The following is a 15,834-nucleotide window of genomic DNA, read 5'->3' as shown; positions in this document are numbered from 1 at the left end:
TCCCGGTCGTCCTCCGCCCGGACGAGCGTGTGCGCGGGCTGGGAGACTGACCGGCATGGAGTTCGTGCTCATCGCCCTGGCGATCCTCGTCGTCGCCCTGGTCACCGGGATCAGCCTGCTCGTCGGCCGCGGCCGGCGCACCCTGCGGCTGGACTCCGACGCCGCGGCCGGCACGACGCTGACCCGTCCCCGCCCGCCGGCGGCCGACACCGAGACGCCGGTGCGCACCGGGGCGACCGCCGTCGACCCGGCGTCGCTGGAGGAGGCCCCCGCGCCCCCGGTCGAGCTGCCGCCGGCCGAGCCCGAGCCGGGGCTGGTCTTCGACACCCCGCTGCCCTCGGCCGGCCGGCTGGTGCGGCTGCGCTCCCGGCTGGCCCGCTCGCAGTCCTCGCTGGGCCGCGGCCTGCTCACCGTGCTGGCCCGGGAGAAGCTGACCGAGGACGACTGGGAGGAGGTCGAGGAGACGCTCCTGGCCGCCGACGTCGGCGTCGCCGCGACCACCCAGATCGTCCAGCGGCTGCGCACCCAGAGCCTGGTGCTGGCCACCGCCTCCGGCACCCAGCTGCGCGACCTCGTCGTCCGGGAGCTGACCGCCGTGCTCGGCCCGGACCTGGACCGCCGGCTGCGCACCGACCGGCACGACGGGCGCCCGGCCGTGGTCCTGGTGGTCGGGGTGAACGGCGCCGGCAAGACGACGACCGTCGGCAAGATCGCCCGGGTGCTGGTCGGCGACGGCAAGAGCGTCGTGCTCGGCGCCGCGGACACCTTCCGCGCCGCGGCCGCCGACCAGCTGGAGACCTGGGGCGAGCGGGTCGGCGTGCTCACCGTCCGGGGGCGCGAGGGCGGCGACCCGGCGTCGGTGGCGTTCGAGGCGGTGCGCACCGGCATCGAGGGTGAGGTCGACGCGGTCATCGTCGACACCGCGGGCCGGCTGCACACCAAGTCCGGGCTGATGGACGAGCTGGGCAAGGTCAAGCGGGTCGTGGAGAAGCACGGCCCGGTCGACGAGGTGCTGCTCGTGCTGGACGCGACGACCGGGCAGAACGGCGTCGTGCAGGCCCGGGTGTTCACCGAGGCGGTCGACGTCACCGGCGTCGTGCTCACGAAGCTCGACGGCACCGCCAAGGGCGGCATCGTGGTCGCGGTGCAGCGCGAGCTGGGCATCCCGGTGAAGCTGATCGGGCTGGGCGAGGGCCCCGACGACCTGGCGCCGTTCGAGCCCGAGGCCTTCGCCGAGGCGCTCGTCGGGAACGCCTGAGCTCAGCCGGCGACCCGGAGGACCAGCAGGGCGACGTCGTCGGCCGGCTCGGGCTCCATCCGGGCGAGCAGCTCGTCGCACAGCTCCTCGACCGGGAGCCCGGCCAGCTCCGTGGCCGCGTCGAGCAGCCGTGCCAGGCCGTCGTCCAGCGTGCCGTCGCGGCGCTCGACCAGCCCGTCGGTGTACAGGACGACGGTGTCGCCGGGGTGCAGCGGGAGGGCGTGCTCGCGCCGGTCGGTGGCCGGGTCGACCCCGAGCAGCAGGTTCCGCGGCCGCTCCAGCAGCTCGGCGGTCCGGTCGGCGGAGACGAGCACCGGCGGCGGGTGGCCGGCGTTCGACCAGCGCAGCGTCCGCTCGCCGGCGACCGCCTGCGCCGGGGTCTGCTCCACCCGGGCGAGCACCGCGGTGACCAGCGTCGTGATCCCCAGCCCCTGCAGCGCCCGGTCCAGCGCGCCGAGCACGACGGCCGGCGGCGCGTCGAGGGCGTGGGCGATCCCGCGCAGCATGTTGCGCAGCTGGGCCATGACCGCGGCGGCCGTGCGGTCGTGGCCGGCGACGTCACCGATCACCAGCGTGGTGGCGCCATCGGGGGACAGGAACGCGTCGTACCAGTCGCCGCCGACCTGCGCCTCCTGCGCGGCCGGGCGGTACCGCACCCCGATCCGCAGGGCATCCGGCTGCGGCGGCTCGGTGAGCAGCGAGCGCTGCAGGCTCTCGGCGAGGCTGCGGGTGGCGCGCGCCCGGCGGCGCTCCTCCTCCAGCCGGGCGACCCGCTCCACGGCCTGGGCGCACTGCGCCGCGTAGGCCTCCAGCACCCGGAGGTCGTCGGCCTCGACGGTGCGCGGCGTCCGCCAGCAGACGGTCCAGGACCCGAGCAGCCGACCACCGGCGCGCAGCGGCAGGGCGACCCAGGAGCGCACCCCGAGGCCCTGCGCCAGCGGGGTGACGTGCGGGTCGCCGGCTCCGGCCCGGTCGGCGTCGGTGACCAGGACGAGCTCGCCGGTCGTCGCGGCGACGGCCATCGGCAGGGGGGAGCCCGGTGGCAGGTGGGCGGACAGCAGCCGGCTCCCGCGGTCCTCGGTGAGCACCAGACCGGGACCGTCGGGGGCGTGCAGGGCCACTGCCGCGGTGTCCACGCCCAGCGCCGCCCGGCCGTGCTCGAACAGCAGGTGCAGCAGCTCCGGTGTGGTCTCGGCGGCGGCCAGCGCGGAGACGGCGCGGGCCAGCCCGGCCAGTGCGGAGGCGGTGCGCCGTTCCCGCTCACCGCTGCGCCGCAGCTCGGCGTTCAGCCGTTCCAGCTCGCGGGTGCGGCTGAACAGGTCGGCCTCCACCCGCTCCACCCGCTGCTGGCCGCGCTCGGCGGCCCGCCGCGCCTCGTCGCGGTCCCGGACGTAGTCGGTGATGTCGTCGGACCGGTGCAGCAGGAGCACCACCTCACCGGCCTCGTCGAGGATCGGCACGTTGCGCGGGCTCCAGAACCGTTCGACGTACGTGCCGTCGGGCAGCGGGATGTCGTACTTCTGGATGGCCATGGTGACCGGCCGCCGGGTGTCCCGTGCCTCGGCCAGCGAGGCGCCGAGGTTGGTGATGCCGTCGGCGCCCGGGTCGTCGGGGTTGAGCGGGAAGACGTCGAACAGGTGCCGCCCGACCGTCTCCTCCAGCGTCGTGGCCGTGGCCTCGAGCCGCGCGCGGTTGGCGTGCACGATCACCAGGTCGGGGGTGAGCAGCAGGAACGGCACCGGCGCCTGGTCGAACACCCGGCGGAAGTCCGGCACCGGGAGGAGCGCCCGGGTGGGCTGCGGCCAGGGTCCTGCTCCGGTGAGCTCGCCAGAGCCCGGCTCGGCCACGGTGTGCGACTCCGCTCGTCAGGTGCTGCCCCACCCGGGGTCTGGACGGGGCAGGCCCATTCAACCCGACGCGGCGGTCGGGCCGCCGGTGGTGGTGGTCGGCCTCCGTGCAGGGGCCCGCCGCGAGCTCGCGGGTGGTGGGGGGCAGGGAGGTCCTTCCTCAGCCCACCGTGCGGGGGTCGAAGCCGAAGGGCAGCTCCAGCCGGTGGGCGCCCAGCAGCGCGGTGTCGGTCAGCAGCTCGCGGGTCGGGCCGTCGGCGACCACCACCCCGCCGTCCAGCACGACCGAGCGCGGGCACAGCTGCAGCGCGTAAGGCAGGTCGTGGGTGACCATCAGCAGGGTGATCGGCAGCGCCTCGAGCACCTCGGCCAGCTCCCGCCGGCCGGCCGGGTCCAGGTTGCTGCTCGGCTCGTCGAGCACCAGCACCTCCGGCTGCATCGACAGCACGGTCGCCACCGCGACCCGGCGGCGCTGACCGAAGGACAGGTGGTGCGGCGGCCGGTCGGCCGCCCCGGCCATGTCGACGGCGGCGAGCGCGTCGGTGACCCGGCGGGCGACCTCGGGCTCGGGGAGGCCGAGGTTGCGCGGGCCGAAGGCGACGTCCTCGCCGACGGTCGGCATGAACAGCTGGTCGTCGGGGTCCTGGAAGACGATCCCGACGCGGCGGCGGACCTCCTGCAGGTTCCGCTCCTCCACCGGCAGCCCGGCCACCTCCACCCGGCCGCGCCCGCCGCGCAGGATGCCGTTGAGGTGCAGCACCAGCGTCGTCTTGCCCGCACCGTTCGGGCCCAGCAGCGCCACCCGCTCGCCGGGCTCGATCCGCAGGTCGACGCCGAACAGCGCCTGGTGGCCGTCGGGGTAGGCGAAGGCGAGGTCGTCGACCAGCAGCGACGGCGGGGGAGTGCTCACCCCAGCAGTGAACCCGCCGCCAGGACGGCGACCGCCGCCAGGGGCAGGCTGAGCGCGGCCGCCCAGGACCGGCCGCCGACCACCGCGACCGGGCCGGTGGGCAGCCGGCCGGTGTAGCCGCGCGACAGCATCGCCAGGTGCACCCGCTCGCCGCGCTCGTAGGAGCGGATGAACAGCGACCCGGCCGCCGGGCCGAGCACCGCGAGCGCACCGGTGCGGCCGGCGCGGAAGCCGCGGGACTCCCGGGCCACCCGCATCCGGCGCAGCTCGCTGCCGACGACGTCGGCGTAGCGGATCATGAAGCTGAGGATCTGCACCAGCACGCTGGGCAGCCGGAGCCGCTCCAGCCCGCGCAGCAGCGACCGGGGCTCGGTGGTGGAAGCCAGCAGGGTCGCCGCGAGCACCGACAGGGTCGCCTTGGCGAGGATGCTGCCGCCGGACGCCAGCCCGCTCTCCGACAGCGACAGGCCGAGCACGTCGGTGCGCGGGCCGCGGGCGACGAACGGCAGCAGGACGGCGAACAGGACGAACGGCACCTCGACGACCAGACCGCGCAGCAGCCGACCCGGGCGGATCCGCGCCACGGCCGCGACGGCGAGCAGCAGCAGCAGGAACGCCGCGTAGGCCAGCGGCGCCCACCCGGCGTGCACCGGCGTCAGCACCACGACCAGGGCGAAGGCCAGGACGGCGACGAGCTTGGTGTGCGGCTCGAGGCGGTGCACCGGGCTGGACCCGGGCACGTACATCGCCGCGATGCCGGGACCGCCCGCACCGTGCCCGGCGCCCACGTCAGTCGCGCCCGGCGGGGACGTCGGGGGAGGGGGCGGCCGCGCGGCGGCGGAGCACCAGGGTGAGCCCGCCGGCCAGCGCGAGCACCAGCAGGACGCCGACCACGCCCGCCAGGCCGCCGGAGAGCCGCGCGTCGTCCACCCCGGCGGTGCCGTAGTCGGCCAGCGGGGAGTCGGCGGTGGCGCTGTCCCGGGCGGTGCCGTCGAAGCCCTGCTCGGTGGCGGTGGCCTCCAGGCCGTCGGGCGAGGAGCTGGCGTAGAAGCTGCCCACGCCGGCGATCAGCAGGGCGACGACCACCCCGATCAGCACGACGGTGCGGGTGCGGGTCATCGGGCGTCCGCCGCGGTCGGGGCGGCCGGCCGGCCGGCGGCCTCGGGGCGCGGGGCCAGCGCGCTGCCGCGGACCAGGTCGCGCGCGCCGCGGACCAGGTCCGGGCGGACGGCCAGGACGGCGCCGAGCACGGCCACGCTGATCAGCGCCTCACCCAGCCCGATCGGCAGGTGCACGCCGACCATCGCGGCGGCCACCGTGCCCGCCGGCACGTCGGCGGTGCCCCCGAGGGCGAACAGCGCGGAGAAGGCCAGCGCCGCGGTCGGCACGGAGAGGAACGCGCCCACCCCGGTGGCGGCGAGCACCCCGGTGCGGGTGGCCGGCAGCACCGCGCGGAGCAGCCGGAAGACGCCGTAGCCCACGCCGACCGCGACCAGGCCCATCAGCGTGGTGTTGGCGCCCAGCGCGGTGAGCCCGCCGTCGGCGAACACGACGGCCTGCACCAGCAGCACGACGGTCATGCAGAGCACCGCCGTCCACGGGCCGACGAGCACCGCGGTCAGCGCGCCGCCGATCAGGTGGCCGCTGGTGCCCAGGCCGACCGGGAAGTTCATCATCTGCACGGCGAACACGAAGGCGGCGGTGAGCCCGGCCATCGGCGCCGTCCGCTCGTCGAGCTCCCGGCGGGCGCCGCGCAGCGCCAGGGCCACACCGGCCGCGGCGACCGCCGCGGTGCCGGCCGTGGTGGCCGCGTCGAGGTAGCCGTCCGGCACGTGCACGTGGGCCTCCAGGAGTAGGGGACGACGAGCGCAGCCGCCGTCCGGGCGACCTTATTGCATCCTTGTCGCAACTGCAGTCGGGTCGCAAGAAGCTCCGGTGAACACCGCGGGACGTGACCGGCTGCACCCGGACGGACACGCTCACGGGTCGTGCAACACCGCCGGAACACAACTGGTCGACACGCGGACACGAGTTCACGGTGGCGAAACACGTCGACGCCGTCGTCGGAAACACGGGGTCGTCACCGTTGCACCGCGACGCCGGGCGACCGGCGGCGTTCCCCCGAGGCCCCTCGGGTCCCCGCTTGCGGCCGATGGCCGACGACACCCTCAGGAGGTTGCCGTGGTCAACACCGGCGACACCGCCTGGATCCTCACCAGTGCGGCGCTCGTGCTGCTGATGACCCCAGGTCTCGCGCTCTTCTACGGCGGCATGGTCCGCGCGAAGAGCGTGCTGAACATGATGATGATGAGCTTCGGCGCGCTGGCGCTGATCAGCGTGCTCTGGGTGATCTACGGCTACTCCGTGGCCTTCGGCAACGACGTCGGCGCCGGCCTGCTCGGCGACCCGACCGAGTTCTTCGGGCTCAAGGGGCTCATGGAGGACGTCACCTCCGAGGAGGGCGGCCTGCCGGTCCTGGCGTTCGTCGGCTTCCAGGCCGTCTTCGCCATCATCACCGTCGCGCTGATCTCCGGCGCCATCGCCGACCGGGCCAAGTTCGGCTCGTGGATGGTCTTCGCCGGCATCTGGGCGACCGTCGTCTACTTCCCGGTCGCGCACTGGGTCTTCGACTTCGACGCCGACGGGCACGTCGGTGGCTGGATCGCCAACGACCTGGCCGCCCTCGACTTCGCCGGCGGCACCGCGGTGCACATCAACGCCGGTGCGGCCGGCCTGGCGCTGGCCCTGGTGCTGGGCAAGCGCCGCGGCTTCGGCCGCGACGCCATGCGGCCGCACAACCTGCCGCTGGTGATGATCGGCGCCGGGCTGCTGTGGTTCGGCTGGTTCGGGTTCAACGCCGGCTCCGCGCTGGCCGCCAACAACACCGCCGCCGTCGCCTGGGTCAACACGATGGTCGCCACCGGTGCGGCCACCCTGGCCTGGCTGCTGGTGGAGAAGCTCCGCGACGGGCACTCCACCTCGCTGGGCGGTGCCTCCGGCGTCGTCGCCGGCCTGGTGGCCATCACCCCGGCCTGCGCCGCGGTCTCGCCGATCGGCGCGATCATCGTCGGCGCCGTCGCCGGTGCGCTGTGCGCCCTGGCGGTCGGGCTGAAGTTCCGGTTCGGTTACGACGACTCGCTCGACGTCGTCGGCGTGCACCTCGTCGGTGGCCTGGTCGGCACCATCCTGATCGGCTTCCTGGCCACCGAGGACGCCCCGGCGGCCGTCGACGGGCTCTTCTACGGCGGCGGCTTCGACCAGCTGTGGAAGCAGGTCGTCGGCGCGCTGGCGGTGCTCGCCTACTCGTTCGTGCTCACCTACGTCATCGGCCTGGCGATCCAGAAGACGATCGGCTTCCGGCTCACCGAGGAGGACGAGGTCACCGGCATCGACACGGTGGTGCACGCTGAGTCCGGGTACGACTTCGCCTCCCTGGGTGGCGGTGGCAGCACCGCGCCCCTGGGCGGACAGGCACGCGCCGAGGCGCGCAACACGGAAGGGAGCCGGGCATGAAGCTCGTCACCGCGATCGTCAAGCCGTTCAAGCTGGACGACGTCAAGAACGCCCTCGAGCTGATCGGCATCGCCGGGCTCACCGTCAGCGAGGTGCAGGGCTTCGGCCGGCAGCGCGGGCACACCGAGGTCTACCGGGGTGCGGAGTACCAGGTGGACTTCGTCCCCAAGGTGCGCATCGAGGTGGTCGTCAGCGAGCTCGACGCGGCGCGGGTCGTCGACGCGGTCGTCGAGTCGGCCTCCACCGGCCAGATCGGTGACGGCAAGGTGTGGGTCACGACGATCGACGAGGTCGTCCGGGTCCGCACCGGCGAGCGCGGGGCCGACGCCCTGTAGCGCACGCCCGGTGAGCTGACGTCGGCCGGGGCGGTGGGGAGACCCGCCGTCCCGGCCGACTCCGTTCCCCCCAGCTGCACCGCAGCTGGACGACCGAGAGGTGCCCGTGCTCGACCTCGACGCCCTGACCGCCGCGACCCGCCCCGAGCGCGTCCGGCTGGTCGACGAGTGGCTCACCGGCCTGCTGGCCGAGGCCCTGGCCGGCACGCCCCGCCCGTCCCGCCGCCGGGGTGGGCCGCCGGCCGAGCCGGCCGGGACCGGCCTCGCGCTGGTCGCGGTGGGCAGCCTGGGCCGCCGCGAGCTCCCGCCGCACGGCGACCTGGACCTGGTGCTGGTGCACGACGGCCGGCCGGAGATCGCCGCGCTGGCCGACGCGCTCTGGTACCCGATCTGGGACGCCGGGCTCCGGCTGGACCACTCGGTGCGCACCGTGGGCGAGGCGGTCTCGGTCGCCGGGGACGACGTCAAGGCCGGCCTCGGGCTGCTCGACGCCCGGCACGTCGCCGGCGACCCGGAGGTGACCGCGGGTCTGCGGACGGCGACCCTCGGCTCGTGGCGGCAGCACGCCGGGCGGCTGCTGCCCCAGCTGCGCGACCTGCGCCGCGGCCGCAGCCGGCAGATCGGCGAGCTGGGCTTCCTGCTCGAGCCCGACCTCAAGGAGGCCTACGGCGGGTTGCGGGAGGGCCAGGTGCTGCGCGCGCTGGCCGCCGCCCAGCTGGCCGACGCGCCGCCCGCCGACGCCGGGGAGGCCTACGCGTTCCTGCTCGACGTGCGCGACGAGCTGCGCCGCAGCTCCGGCCGGGCGACCGACGCCCTGGTCCGCCAGGAGCAGCGCCCGGTGGCCGCGGCGCTGGGGCTCGCCGACGACGACGCGCTGCTGCGCCAGGTGAGCCTGGCCGGGCGGCGGCTGGCGTTCGTCGCCGACGAGACCTGGCGGCGGGTGGACGCCTCGCTGGTGCGCCGTCCCCGGGCCCGCTACCGGCGGGTGCGCCGCGAGCCGCTGGCCGAGGGGCTGGTGCGGCAGGGCGACGAGGTGGTGCTGGCCCGCGACGCGCGGCCGGCCGCCGACCCGGGGCTGGTGCTGCGCGGCGCGGCGGCCGCGGCCCGGGCCGACCTGCTGCTGTCGCCGTACACGCTCAAGGTGCTGGCGGTGCACGCCCCGCCGCTGCCCGAGCCCTGGCCGCCGGAGGTGCGCTGGTCGTTCCTGCGGCTGCTGGCCAGCGGGCGCAGCGCGGTGTCGGTGCTCGAGCAGCTCGACCAGGAGGGGCTGCTGTCCCGGATGCTGCCGGAGTGGGACCGGGTGCGGTCGCTGCCGCAGCGGCACCCGTGGCACCGCTTCACCGTCGACCGGCACCTGGTGGAGGCCGCCGCGGCTGCGTCGGAGCTAACCCGCGACGTCGACCGGCCCGACCTGCTGCTGGTCGGCGCGCTGCTGCACGACATCGGCAAGGGCTGGCCCGGTGACCACACCGAGGTCGGCGTGGTGGTGGTCGGGGAGATGGCCGCCCGGATGGGGTTCAGCCAGCCCGACGTCGACACCCTCGTGGCGATGGTCCGGCACCACCTGCTGCTGCCCGACGTGGCCACCCGGCGCGACCTCGACGACCCCCTGACCGTCGACCGGGTGGTCGAGGCGATCGGCGGCGACGGGGCCTTGCTGCAGCTGCTGCACGGGCTGGCGCAGGCCGACGGTGCGGCGACCAGCACGTCGGCGTGGTCGCCGTGGAAGGCCCACCTGGTCGCCGCGCTGGTGGCCCGGGTGGCGGCCCGGCTGGGCAGCGCGCCGCTGCCGGAGCCGGTGCTGGAGCCCACCGCCCCGCAGGTGAGCACCACGGCGCCGGCGATCCCGGGGCGGACCGAACCGGTCACGGTCGGGGTGGAGGACGTGCTCGACGGGCAGCAGATCACCATCGGCGCCCCGGACCGGCCGGGTCTGTTCAGCCTGTGCGCCGGGGTGCTGGCGCTCAACCAGCTCGACGTGCGCGCCGCCCGGGTCAGCGTCGCCGACGGTCACGGCACCCTGGTGTTCGCCGTCCGCCCGCGGTTCGGCCGGGCGCCGGTGCCGGAGATCCTGGCCGACGGCGTGCGCGCCGCGCTGGAGGGGACGCTGCCGCTGGCCGAGCGGCTGCGGCAGCGGGAGCACGACTACAGCCAGGACCGCGCCCCCGGTCGCCCGCCGCGGATCTCCTGGTTCGACGCCGAGGCGACCGGCGTGACCGGGCTGGTCGAGGTCCGGGCCAGCGACCGCGCCGGGCTGCTGCACCGGCTGACCGCGGCGCTGGCCGACGCCGGGCTCGACGTGAGCTCGGCGACGGTCGAGACGCTCGGTGCCGACGCGGTCGACGCCTTCTACGTCAGCGACCCCGCGGGCACGCCCATCGACCCGGCGCAGCGGGAGCGGGCCGAGCGGGCCCTGGTGGCCGCCGCCCGCGGCGACACCGCCGACCGTTAGCGGTCCGGCCGGAGGCGGGTCAAGCGCGACACGCCGGGGCGCCGGTTCCACGGTTCTGTCGGACCCCCGGCATACGTTGCGGGAGCCGGAGGACGACCCGGCGCCGAGACGAGAGGGGACGCCCCATGAGCGACCTGCAGACCCTGCCCTGCCCCACCTGCGCCGACGAGACCACCTTCGAGCAGCCGACGTGCATCGACGGCCACACCGAGGACGGCGGCGCCTGCCCCGAGTGGGCCTGCACCGGCTGCGGCACGGCGCTGGTGATCGGCGGCGTCCCGGTCCCGCAGCGCGAGGTCTGGCACCGCGCGGCCTGACGCCGCTCCGCTCGACCCGTCGACCTCGATACCCTGGGGTCAGGTGGCGTGACGGCCCCGGGGTGGCCCCGGGAGCCCGAGCCGAGCTGCCGGCCCCGGCCGGCGCCGGCTGCACGCCCGACTGCTGTGAGGACGTGCTGTGTTCGAGACCCTCTCCGACCGCCTGGACAAGGTCTTCACCGGCCTGCGCGGCAAGGGCCGGCTGTCCCAGGAGGACATCGACGCCACGGCGCGGGAGATCCGCATCGCGCTGCTCGAGGCCGACGTCGCCCTGCCGGTGGTCCGGTCGTTCATCGCGTCGGTCAAGGAGCGCGCGGTCGGCGCGGAGGTCTCCCAGGCGCTGAACCCGGCGCAGCAGATCATCAAGATCGTCAACGAGGAGCTCGTCGGCATCCTCGGCGGGGAGACCCGGCGGATCCGCTACGCCAAGCAGTCGCCGACGGTGATCATGCTGGCCGGCCTGCAGGGTGCCGGCAAGACCACCCTGGCCGGCAAGCTCGGCCGCTGGCTCAAGGCGCAGGGGCACACCCCGCTGCTGGTGGCCTGCGACCTGCAGCGGCCCAACGCGGTGCAGCAGCTGTCGGTGGTGGCCGGCCAGGCCGGCGTCGACGTCTTCGCCCCGGCGCCGGGCAACGGCGTCGGAGACCCGATCGCGGTGGCCCGCGAGTCGATCGAGCACGCCCGCCGCACCATGCACGACGTCGTCGTCGTCGACACCGCCGGCCGGCTGGGCATCGACGCCGAGCTGATGGCCCAGGCCGCCGGCATCCGCGACGCCGTGCACCCCGACGAGACGCTGTTCGTCGTCGACGCGATGATCGGCCAGGACGCCGTCACCACGGCGACCGCCTTCCAGGAGGGCGTCGGCTTCACCGGCGTCGTCCTCACCAAGCTCGACGGCGACGCCCGCGGTGGTGCCGCGCTGTCGGTGCGGCACGTCACCGGTCAGCCGATCATGTTCGCCTCGACCGGTGAGAAGCTCGCCGACTTCGACGTCTTCCACCCCGAGCGGATGGCCTCGCGCATCCTCGGCATGGGCGACGTCCTCACCCTGATCGAGCAGGCCGAGCAGGCCTTCGACACCGACCAGGCCGAGAAGATGGCCGGCAAGCTCGCCAGCCGCGAGGGCTTCACCCTCGAGGACTTCCTCGAGCAGATGCTGGCGATCCGCAAGATGGGCCCGATCGCCAACCTGCTCGGCATGCTGCCCGGCGCCGGTCAGATGAAGGAGCAGCTCAAGCAGGTCGACGACCGCGACCTCGACCGCACCGCGGCGATCATCCGGTCGATGACGCCTGCCGAGCGGCTCACCCCGAAGATCATCAACGCCTCGCGGCGGGTCCGGATCGCCAACGGCTCGGGCGTCAGCGTCACCGACGTCAACCAGCTGCTGGAGCGGTTCACCCAGGCCCAGAAGATGATGGGGCAGATGGCCGGCAGCATGGGCATGCCGGGCATGGGGCCGATGTCGAAGAAGGCCCGCGGCCGCCAGCAGCAGGCGCAGGCCGCCCGCGGCAAGGGGAAGAAGGGCAAGGGCGGCAAGAAGGCCGGCCCGGCCCGGCGGCCGATCGGCGCCCCGGGCGGCATGGGCGGGGCGGGGTTCCCCGGTCAGCTCCCCGGCGGGATGCCCGGTCTGCCCCCGGGTCAGGCGCTGCCCGACCTCAGCAAGCTCGACTTCAGCCAGTTCAAGGACGAGGGCCGCTGACCCGGTGACCGCCCCGGCGCTGCACCTGTCGGGGGTGCTCCTCCCGGCGGGTGAGCACCGCGACCTCTGGGTCACCGGCGGGCGGATCACCTTCGAGGCGGTGCCGGGCGCGGAGACCGTCAGCACCGGCGGATTCGTGCTGCCGGGCCTGGTCGACGCGCACTGCCACGTCGGGATCGGCCGGGGCGGCGAGCACCTCACCGACCTGGCCGCGCTGCGCGCGCAGGCGTTGACCGAGCGGGACGCCGGCGTGCTGGCGCTGCGCGACTGCGGCTCCCCGGTCGACACCCGGGTCCTCGACGAGCACCCCGACCTGCCACGGGTCATCCGCGCGGGCCGGCACCTGGCAGCCCCCCGGCGCTACATCCCGGGGCTGGCGATCGAGCTGGAGCCCCCCGACCTGGTGGCCGAGGTCGCCGTCCAGGCCCGGCGCGGTGACGGCTGGGTGAAGCTGGTGGGTGACTGGATCGACCGCGGCGTCGGCGACCTCGCCCCCGAGTGGCCCGACGACGTGCTCGGCGCGGCGATCGCGGCCGCGCACGCCGAGGGCGCCCGGGTCACCGCGCACACCTTCGGCACCGACGCCCTGCCCGGGCTGGTGCGCGCCGGCATCGACTGCATCGAGCACGGCACCGGGCTGACCGAGGAGCTGGTCGGGGAGATGGCCGCCCGCGGCACCGCCGTCGTCCCGACGTTGGTCAACGTGGAGAACTTCCCGGGGTTCGCGGCGGCGGGGGAGAAGCGGTTCCCCGCGTACGCCTCCACGATGCGGCGGCTGTACGCGAACTCCGGCGCGGTCGTGCGGGCGGCGTACGAGGCGGGGGTGCCGGTGTTCGCCGGCACCGACGCCGGCGGCGGCATCGACCACGGGCTGATCGCCGACGAGGTGCGCGCGCTGCACGCCGCCGGGCTGCCGGCCGAGGCAGCGCTGGCCGCGGCGTCCTGGGCGGCGCGTGCCTGGCTCGGGCTGCCCGGCATCGAGGAGGGCGCCCCGGCCGACCTCGTCGTCTACGAGAGCGACCCGCGCAGCGACCTGGACACGTTGCTCTCGCCCCAGCGGACGGTGCTCCGGGGTGTGGTCGTCGGCTCACGAGGTGGCGCGGTGCTGGTTGACTCCTGCCATGGTCGAGCCACTCCCCGAACCGGAACCGTTGATCGACCCGACCGAGCCGGTGCCCGACGACCCCGGTGAGCTGCTCCCGGACGCCCCGGAGCCGCTGCCGCCCGCACCGATCGAGTCGACCCCCGATGACCCGGGCGGCGACCCCGGCGGCGTGCCCGAGCCGGCCTGAGCGGCGGGTCTTCCGGGCCGATCGCAAACCCGTGGACGCCCGTCCCCGGTCGCCTGGGAGACTCGTGCCGTGCTCCTTCGGATGTCCTCCCTGTTCCTGCGCACCCTGCGCGACGACCCGGCCGACGCCGAGGTCCCCAGCCACCGCCTGCTCGTGCGGGGCGGCTACATCCGGCGGGCCGCGCCGGGGGGCTTCACCTGGCTGCCGCTGGGCTGGCGGGTGTTCCGCAACGTCGAGCGCATCGTCCGCGAGGAGATGGACGCGATGGGCGCGCAGGAGGTGCACTTCCCGGCGCTGCTGCCCCGCGAGCCCTACGAGGCGACCGGCCGGTGGACCGAGTACGGCGACAACCTGTTCCGGCTGCAGGACCGCCGCGGGAACGACTTCCTGCTCGGCCCCACCCACGAGGAGATGTTCACCCTCCTGGTGAAGGACCTCTACGGCTCCTACAAGGACCTGCCGGTCTCGCTCTACCAGATCCAGACCAAGTACCGGGACGAGGCGCGGCCCCGCGCCGGGCTGTTCCGCGGCCGCGAGTTCACCATGAAGGACAGCTACTCCTTCGACGTGGACGACGCCGGGCTGGACCGCTCCTACGCCGCGCACCGCGAGGCCTACATCCGGGTCTTCGACCGGATGGGCCTGGAGTACGTGATCGTCTCGGCGATGTCCGGGGCGATGGGCGGCTCCAAGAGCGAGGAGTTCCTGCACCCCACCTCGATCGGCGAGGACACCTTCGTCCGCTCGCCCGGCGGGTACGCGGCGAACGTCGAGGCGGTCACCACCGTCGTCCCGGAGTCCATCCCCTTCGAGGGCCTGCCCGAGGCGCACGTCGAGGACACCCCCGACACCCCCACCATCGAGACCCTGGTCGCGGTGGCCGTCGAGAAGTTCCCGGACGCCGGGTACACCGCCGCCCAGACCCTGAAGAACGTCGTCGTCACCCTGGTGCACCCCGACGGCACCCGCGAGCCGCTGGTCATCGGCCTGCCCGGCGACCGGGAGGTCGACACCAAGCGGCTGGAGGCCCAGGTCGCCCCGGCCGAGGTCGAGCCGTTCACCGACTTCGCCGCCCACCCCGACCTGGTCAAGGGCTACATCGGCCCGCAGGTGCTCGGCAGCGAGGGCAAGTCCGGCATCCGCTACCTGGTCGACCCCCGCGTCGTCCCCGGCAGCCGCTGGATCACCGGTGCGAACGAGGCCGGCAAGCACGTCTTCGACCTGGTCGCCGGCCGCGACTTCAGCTGGGACGGCGTCATCGAGGCGGCCGAGGTGCTGCCCGGCGACCCGGCCCCCGACGGCTCGGGCCCGCTGGAGCTCGCGCGCGGCGTGGAGATGGGCCACATCTTCCAGCTGGGCCGCAAGTACGCCGAGGCGCTGGACCTCAAGGTGCTCGACGAGAACGGCAAGCTCGTCACCGTCACCATGGGCTCCTACGGGATCGGCGTCTCCCGGGCGGTCGCGGCGATCGCCGAGTCGACCCACGACGAGCTGGGCCTGCGCTGGCCGCGGTCGGTCGCACCGGCCGACGTCCACCTGGTCGCCACCGGCAAGGACGCCGCCGTCTTCGAGGCCGCGGAGACCCTCGCCGCTGAGCTCGTCGCCGCCGGCCTCACCGTGCTCTTCGACGACCGGCCGAAGGTCAGCCCGGGCGTGAAGTTCAAGGACGCCGAGCTGCTCGGGATGCCGACGATCGTCACCGTGGGCCGCGGCGTGGCCGACGGCGTGATCGAGGTGCGCGACCGGGCGACCGGCGAGCGGACCGAGGTGCCGGTGGCCGACGCGGCCGCCGCGGTCGTCGCCGCCGTCCGTGGCTGACCAGGACCTCGTCGAGCAGCTCCGGCTGACCGCCGAGACGGTCGAGGCGAACCTGGCCCACGGTGACGAGGTCGCCGCGCCCCGGCCCATCGACCACCTGGCCGGTTTCCGGTTCCGCCGGGCCGCGGCCGCCGCGTCGGCCGAGCTGGTGGACGCCGGCTACCGGATCGACGGGACCCACCGCCGGCTGCTCACCGTCTGGGTCGAGTTCAGCGCGATGACCGCCGTCGACCACGGCACCGCGGCGGCGTTCACCCGCGAGGTCGTGGCGATCGTCGGGCGGCACGGCGGCCGCTACGACGGGTGGGGCGGCTTCCTCGTCCCGCCCGAGGACGGGGCGCCCGGCCCCACCGGGTAGCCGTCGGCGTGCCGGGTCACCGGCGGACC

General features: G+C 75.1%; 14 protein-coding genes. 9 read left to right on the top strand and 5 right to left on the bottom strand.

The genetic code is table 11. The features are described 5' to 3' along the window. Window positions 1–55 precede the first annotated feature (55 nt). Window positions 56–1,258: a signal recognition particle-docking protein FtsY gene (gene ftsY, locus FHX36_RS20910; protein ID WP_110552491.1), complete on the top strand. Its 1,203-nt coding sequence runs from the start codon at window positions 56–58 to the stop codon at window positions 1,256–1,258. A 2-nt stretch (window positions 1,259–1,260) separates the two neighbouring features. Here the strand turns inward: ftsY and FHX36_RS24080 are convergent, their stop codons facing one another. The 5 genes from FHX36_RS24080 to FHX36_RS20890 all read right to left on the bottom strand — a co-directional run bounded on the left by FHX36_RS24080 (window position 1,261) and on the right by FHX36_RS20890 (window position 5,853). Next, complete coding sequence (locus FHX36_RS24080; protein WP_220035955.1) at window positions 1,261–3,033, bottom strand: SpoIIE family protein phosphatase; 1,773 nt, start codon at window positions 3,031–3,033, stop codon at window positions 1,261–1,263. A gap of 232 nt (window positions 3,034–3,265) precedes the next feature. Continuing rightward, on the bottom strand, window positions 3,266–4,015 hold the full coding sequence (locus FHX36_RS20900) for an energy-coupling factor ABC transporter ATP-binding protein (protein ID WP_110552493.1): 750 nt from the start codon (window positions 4,013–4,015) through the stop codon (window positions 3,266–3,268). Further along, a complete protein-coding gene (cbiQ, locus tag FHX36_RS20895; protein ID WP_110552497.1) occupies window positions 4,012–4,761 on the bottom strand; it encodes a cobalt ECF transporter T component CbiQ in 750 nt (249 codons plus the stop codon). Before cbiQ ends, FHX36_RS20900 begins: the two co-directional genes overlap by 4 nt. Window positions 4,762–4,804: 43 nt before the next feature. Beyond that, window positions 4,805–5,134 (bottom strand): PDGLE domain-containing protein, encoded by a 330-nt coding sequence (locus tag FHX36_RS22485; protein ID WP_220035957.1) that lies wholly within the window; start codon window positions 5,132–5,134, stop codon window positions 4,805–4,807. Beyond that, window positions 5,131–5,853, bottom strand: a complete 723-nt coding sequence (locus tag FHX36_RS20890) for an energy-coupling factor ABC transporter permease (protein ID WP_220035958.1) — start codon at window positions 5,851–5,853, stop codon at window positions 5,131–5,133. The genes FHX36_RS22485 and FHX36_RS20890 overlap by 4 nt, the downstream gene beginning before the upstream one ends. Before the next feature lie 343 nt (window positions 5,854–6,196). Between FHX36_RS20890 and FHX36_RS20885 the strand changes: the two genes are divergently transcribed. From FHX36_RS20885 to FHX36_RS20850, 8 genes are all read left to right on the top strand, one after another. Next, a complete protein-coding gene (locus FHX36_RS20885; protein ID WP_110552494.1) occupies window positions 6,197–7,528 on the top strand; it encodes an ammonium transporter in 1,332 nt (443 codons plus the stop codon). Then, window positions 7,525–7,863 carry a P-II family nitrogen regulator gene (locus FHX36_RS20880; RefSeq protein WP_110552495.1) on the top strand — a complete coding sequence of 113 codons (339 nt, stop codon included), beginning with the start codon at window positions 7,525–7,527 and terminating at the stop codon, window positions 7,861–7,863. Before FHX36_RS20885 ends, FHX36_RS20880 begins: the two co-directional genes overlap by 4 nt. A gap of 100 nt (window positions 7,864–7,963) precedes the next feature. Further along, window positions 7,964–10,315, top strand: a complete 2,352-nt coding sequence (locus FHX36_RS20875; protein WP_343056693.1) for a [protein-PII] uridylyltransferase — start codon at window positions 7,964–7,966, stop codon at window positions 10,313–10,315. A 125-nt stretch (window positions 10,316–10,440) separates the two neighbouring features. Continuing rightward, window positions 10,441–10,632: a hypothetical protein gene (locus FHX36_RS20870; RefSeq protein WP_110552903.1), complete on the top strand. Its 192-nt coding sequence runs from the start codon at window positions 10,441–10,443 to the stop codon at window positions 10,630–10,632. Window positions 10,633–10,771: 139 nt separating this feature from the next. Next, the gene (gene ffh / locus FHX36_RS20865) at window positions 10,772–12,337 is read left to right on the top strand and encodes a signal recognition particle protein (RefSeq protein ID WP_110552904.1); all 1,566 of its coding nucleotides are present in this window, start codon (window positions 10,772–10,774) and stop codon (window positions 12,335–12,337) included. 4 nt (window positions 12,338–12,341) lie between these two features. Further along, window positions 12,342–13,529: an amidohydrolase family protein gene (locus FHX36_RS20860; RefSeq protein ID WP_258372835.1), complete on the top strand. Its 1,188-nt coding sequence runs from the start codon at window positions 12,342–12,344 to the stop codon at window positions 13,527–13,529. Between the two features lie 181 nt (window positions 13,530–13,710). Then, window positions 13,711–15,447: a proline--tRNA ligase gene (locus FHX36_RS20855; protein WP_221204026.1), complete on the top strand. Its 1,737-nt coding sequence runs from the start codon at window positions 13,711–13,713 to the stop codon at window positions 15,445–15,447. Continuing rightward, window positions 15,440–15,805: a ribonuclease E inhibitor RraB gene (locus tag FHX36_RS20850; protein WP_110552906.1), complete on the top strand. Its 366-nt coding sequence runs from the start codon at window positions 15,440–15,442 to the stop codon at window positions 15,803–15,805. The genes FHX36_RS20855 and FHX36_RS20850 overlap by 8 nt, the downstream gene beginning before the upstream one ends. Window positions 15,806–15,834 lie beyond the last annotated feature (29 nt).

Origin of the sequence: Modestobacter versicolor, assembly GCF_014195485.1 — a bacterium.
GTDB classification, from domain to species: domain Bacteria; phylum Actinomycetota; class Actinomycetes; order Mycobacteriales; family Geodermatophilaceae; genus Modestobacter; species Modestobacter versicolor.
This window is presented reverse-complemented; position numbering and strand designations above follow the sequence as displayed.

What these genes read in the sequence shown, in the direction of transcription:
- FHX36_RS20880 (WP_110552495.1), top strand. Translation starts at nt 7,525, where the DNA reads ATGAAGCTCGTCACCGCGATCGTCAAGCCGTTCAAGCTGGACGACGTC.
- FHX36_RS22485 (WP_220035957.1), bottom strand. Translation starts at nt 5,134, where the DNA reads ATGACCCGCACCCGCACCGTCGTGCTGATCGGGGTGGTCGTCGCCCTG.
- FHX36_RS20870 (WP_110552903.1), top strand. Translation starts at nt 10,441, where the DNA reads ATGAGCGACCTGCAGACCCTGCCCTGCCCCACCTGCGCCGACGAGACC.
- cbiQ (WP_110552497.1), bottom strand. Translation starts at nt 4,761, where the DNA reads ATGTACGTGCCCGGGTCCAGCCCGGTGCACCGCCTCGAGCCGCACACC.
- FHX36_RS20855 (WP_221204026.1), top strand. Translation starts at nt 13,711, where the DNA reads ATGTCCTCCCTGTTCCTGCGCACCCTGCGCGACGACCCGGCCGACGCC.
- ftsY (WP_110552491.1), top strand. Translation starts at nt 56, where the DNA reads ATGGAGTTCGTGCTCATCGCCCTGGCGATCCTCGTCGTCGCCCTGGTC.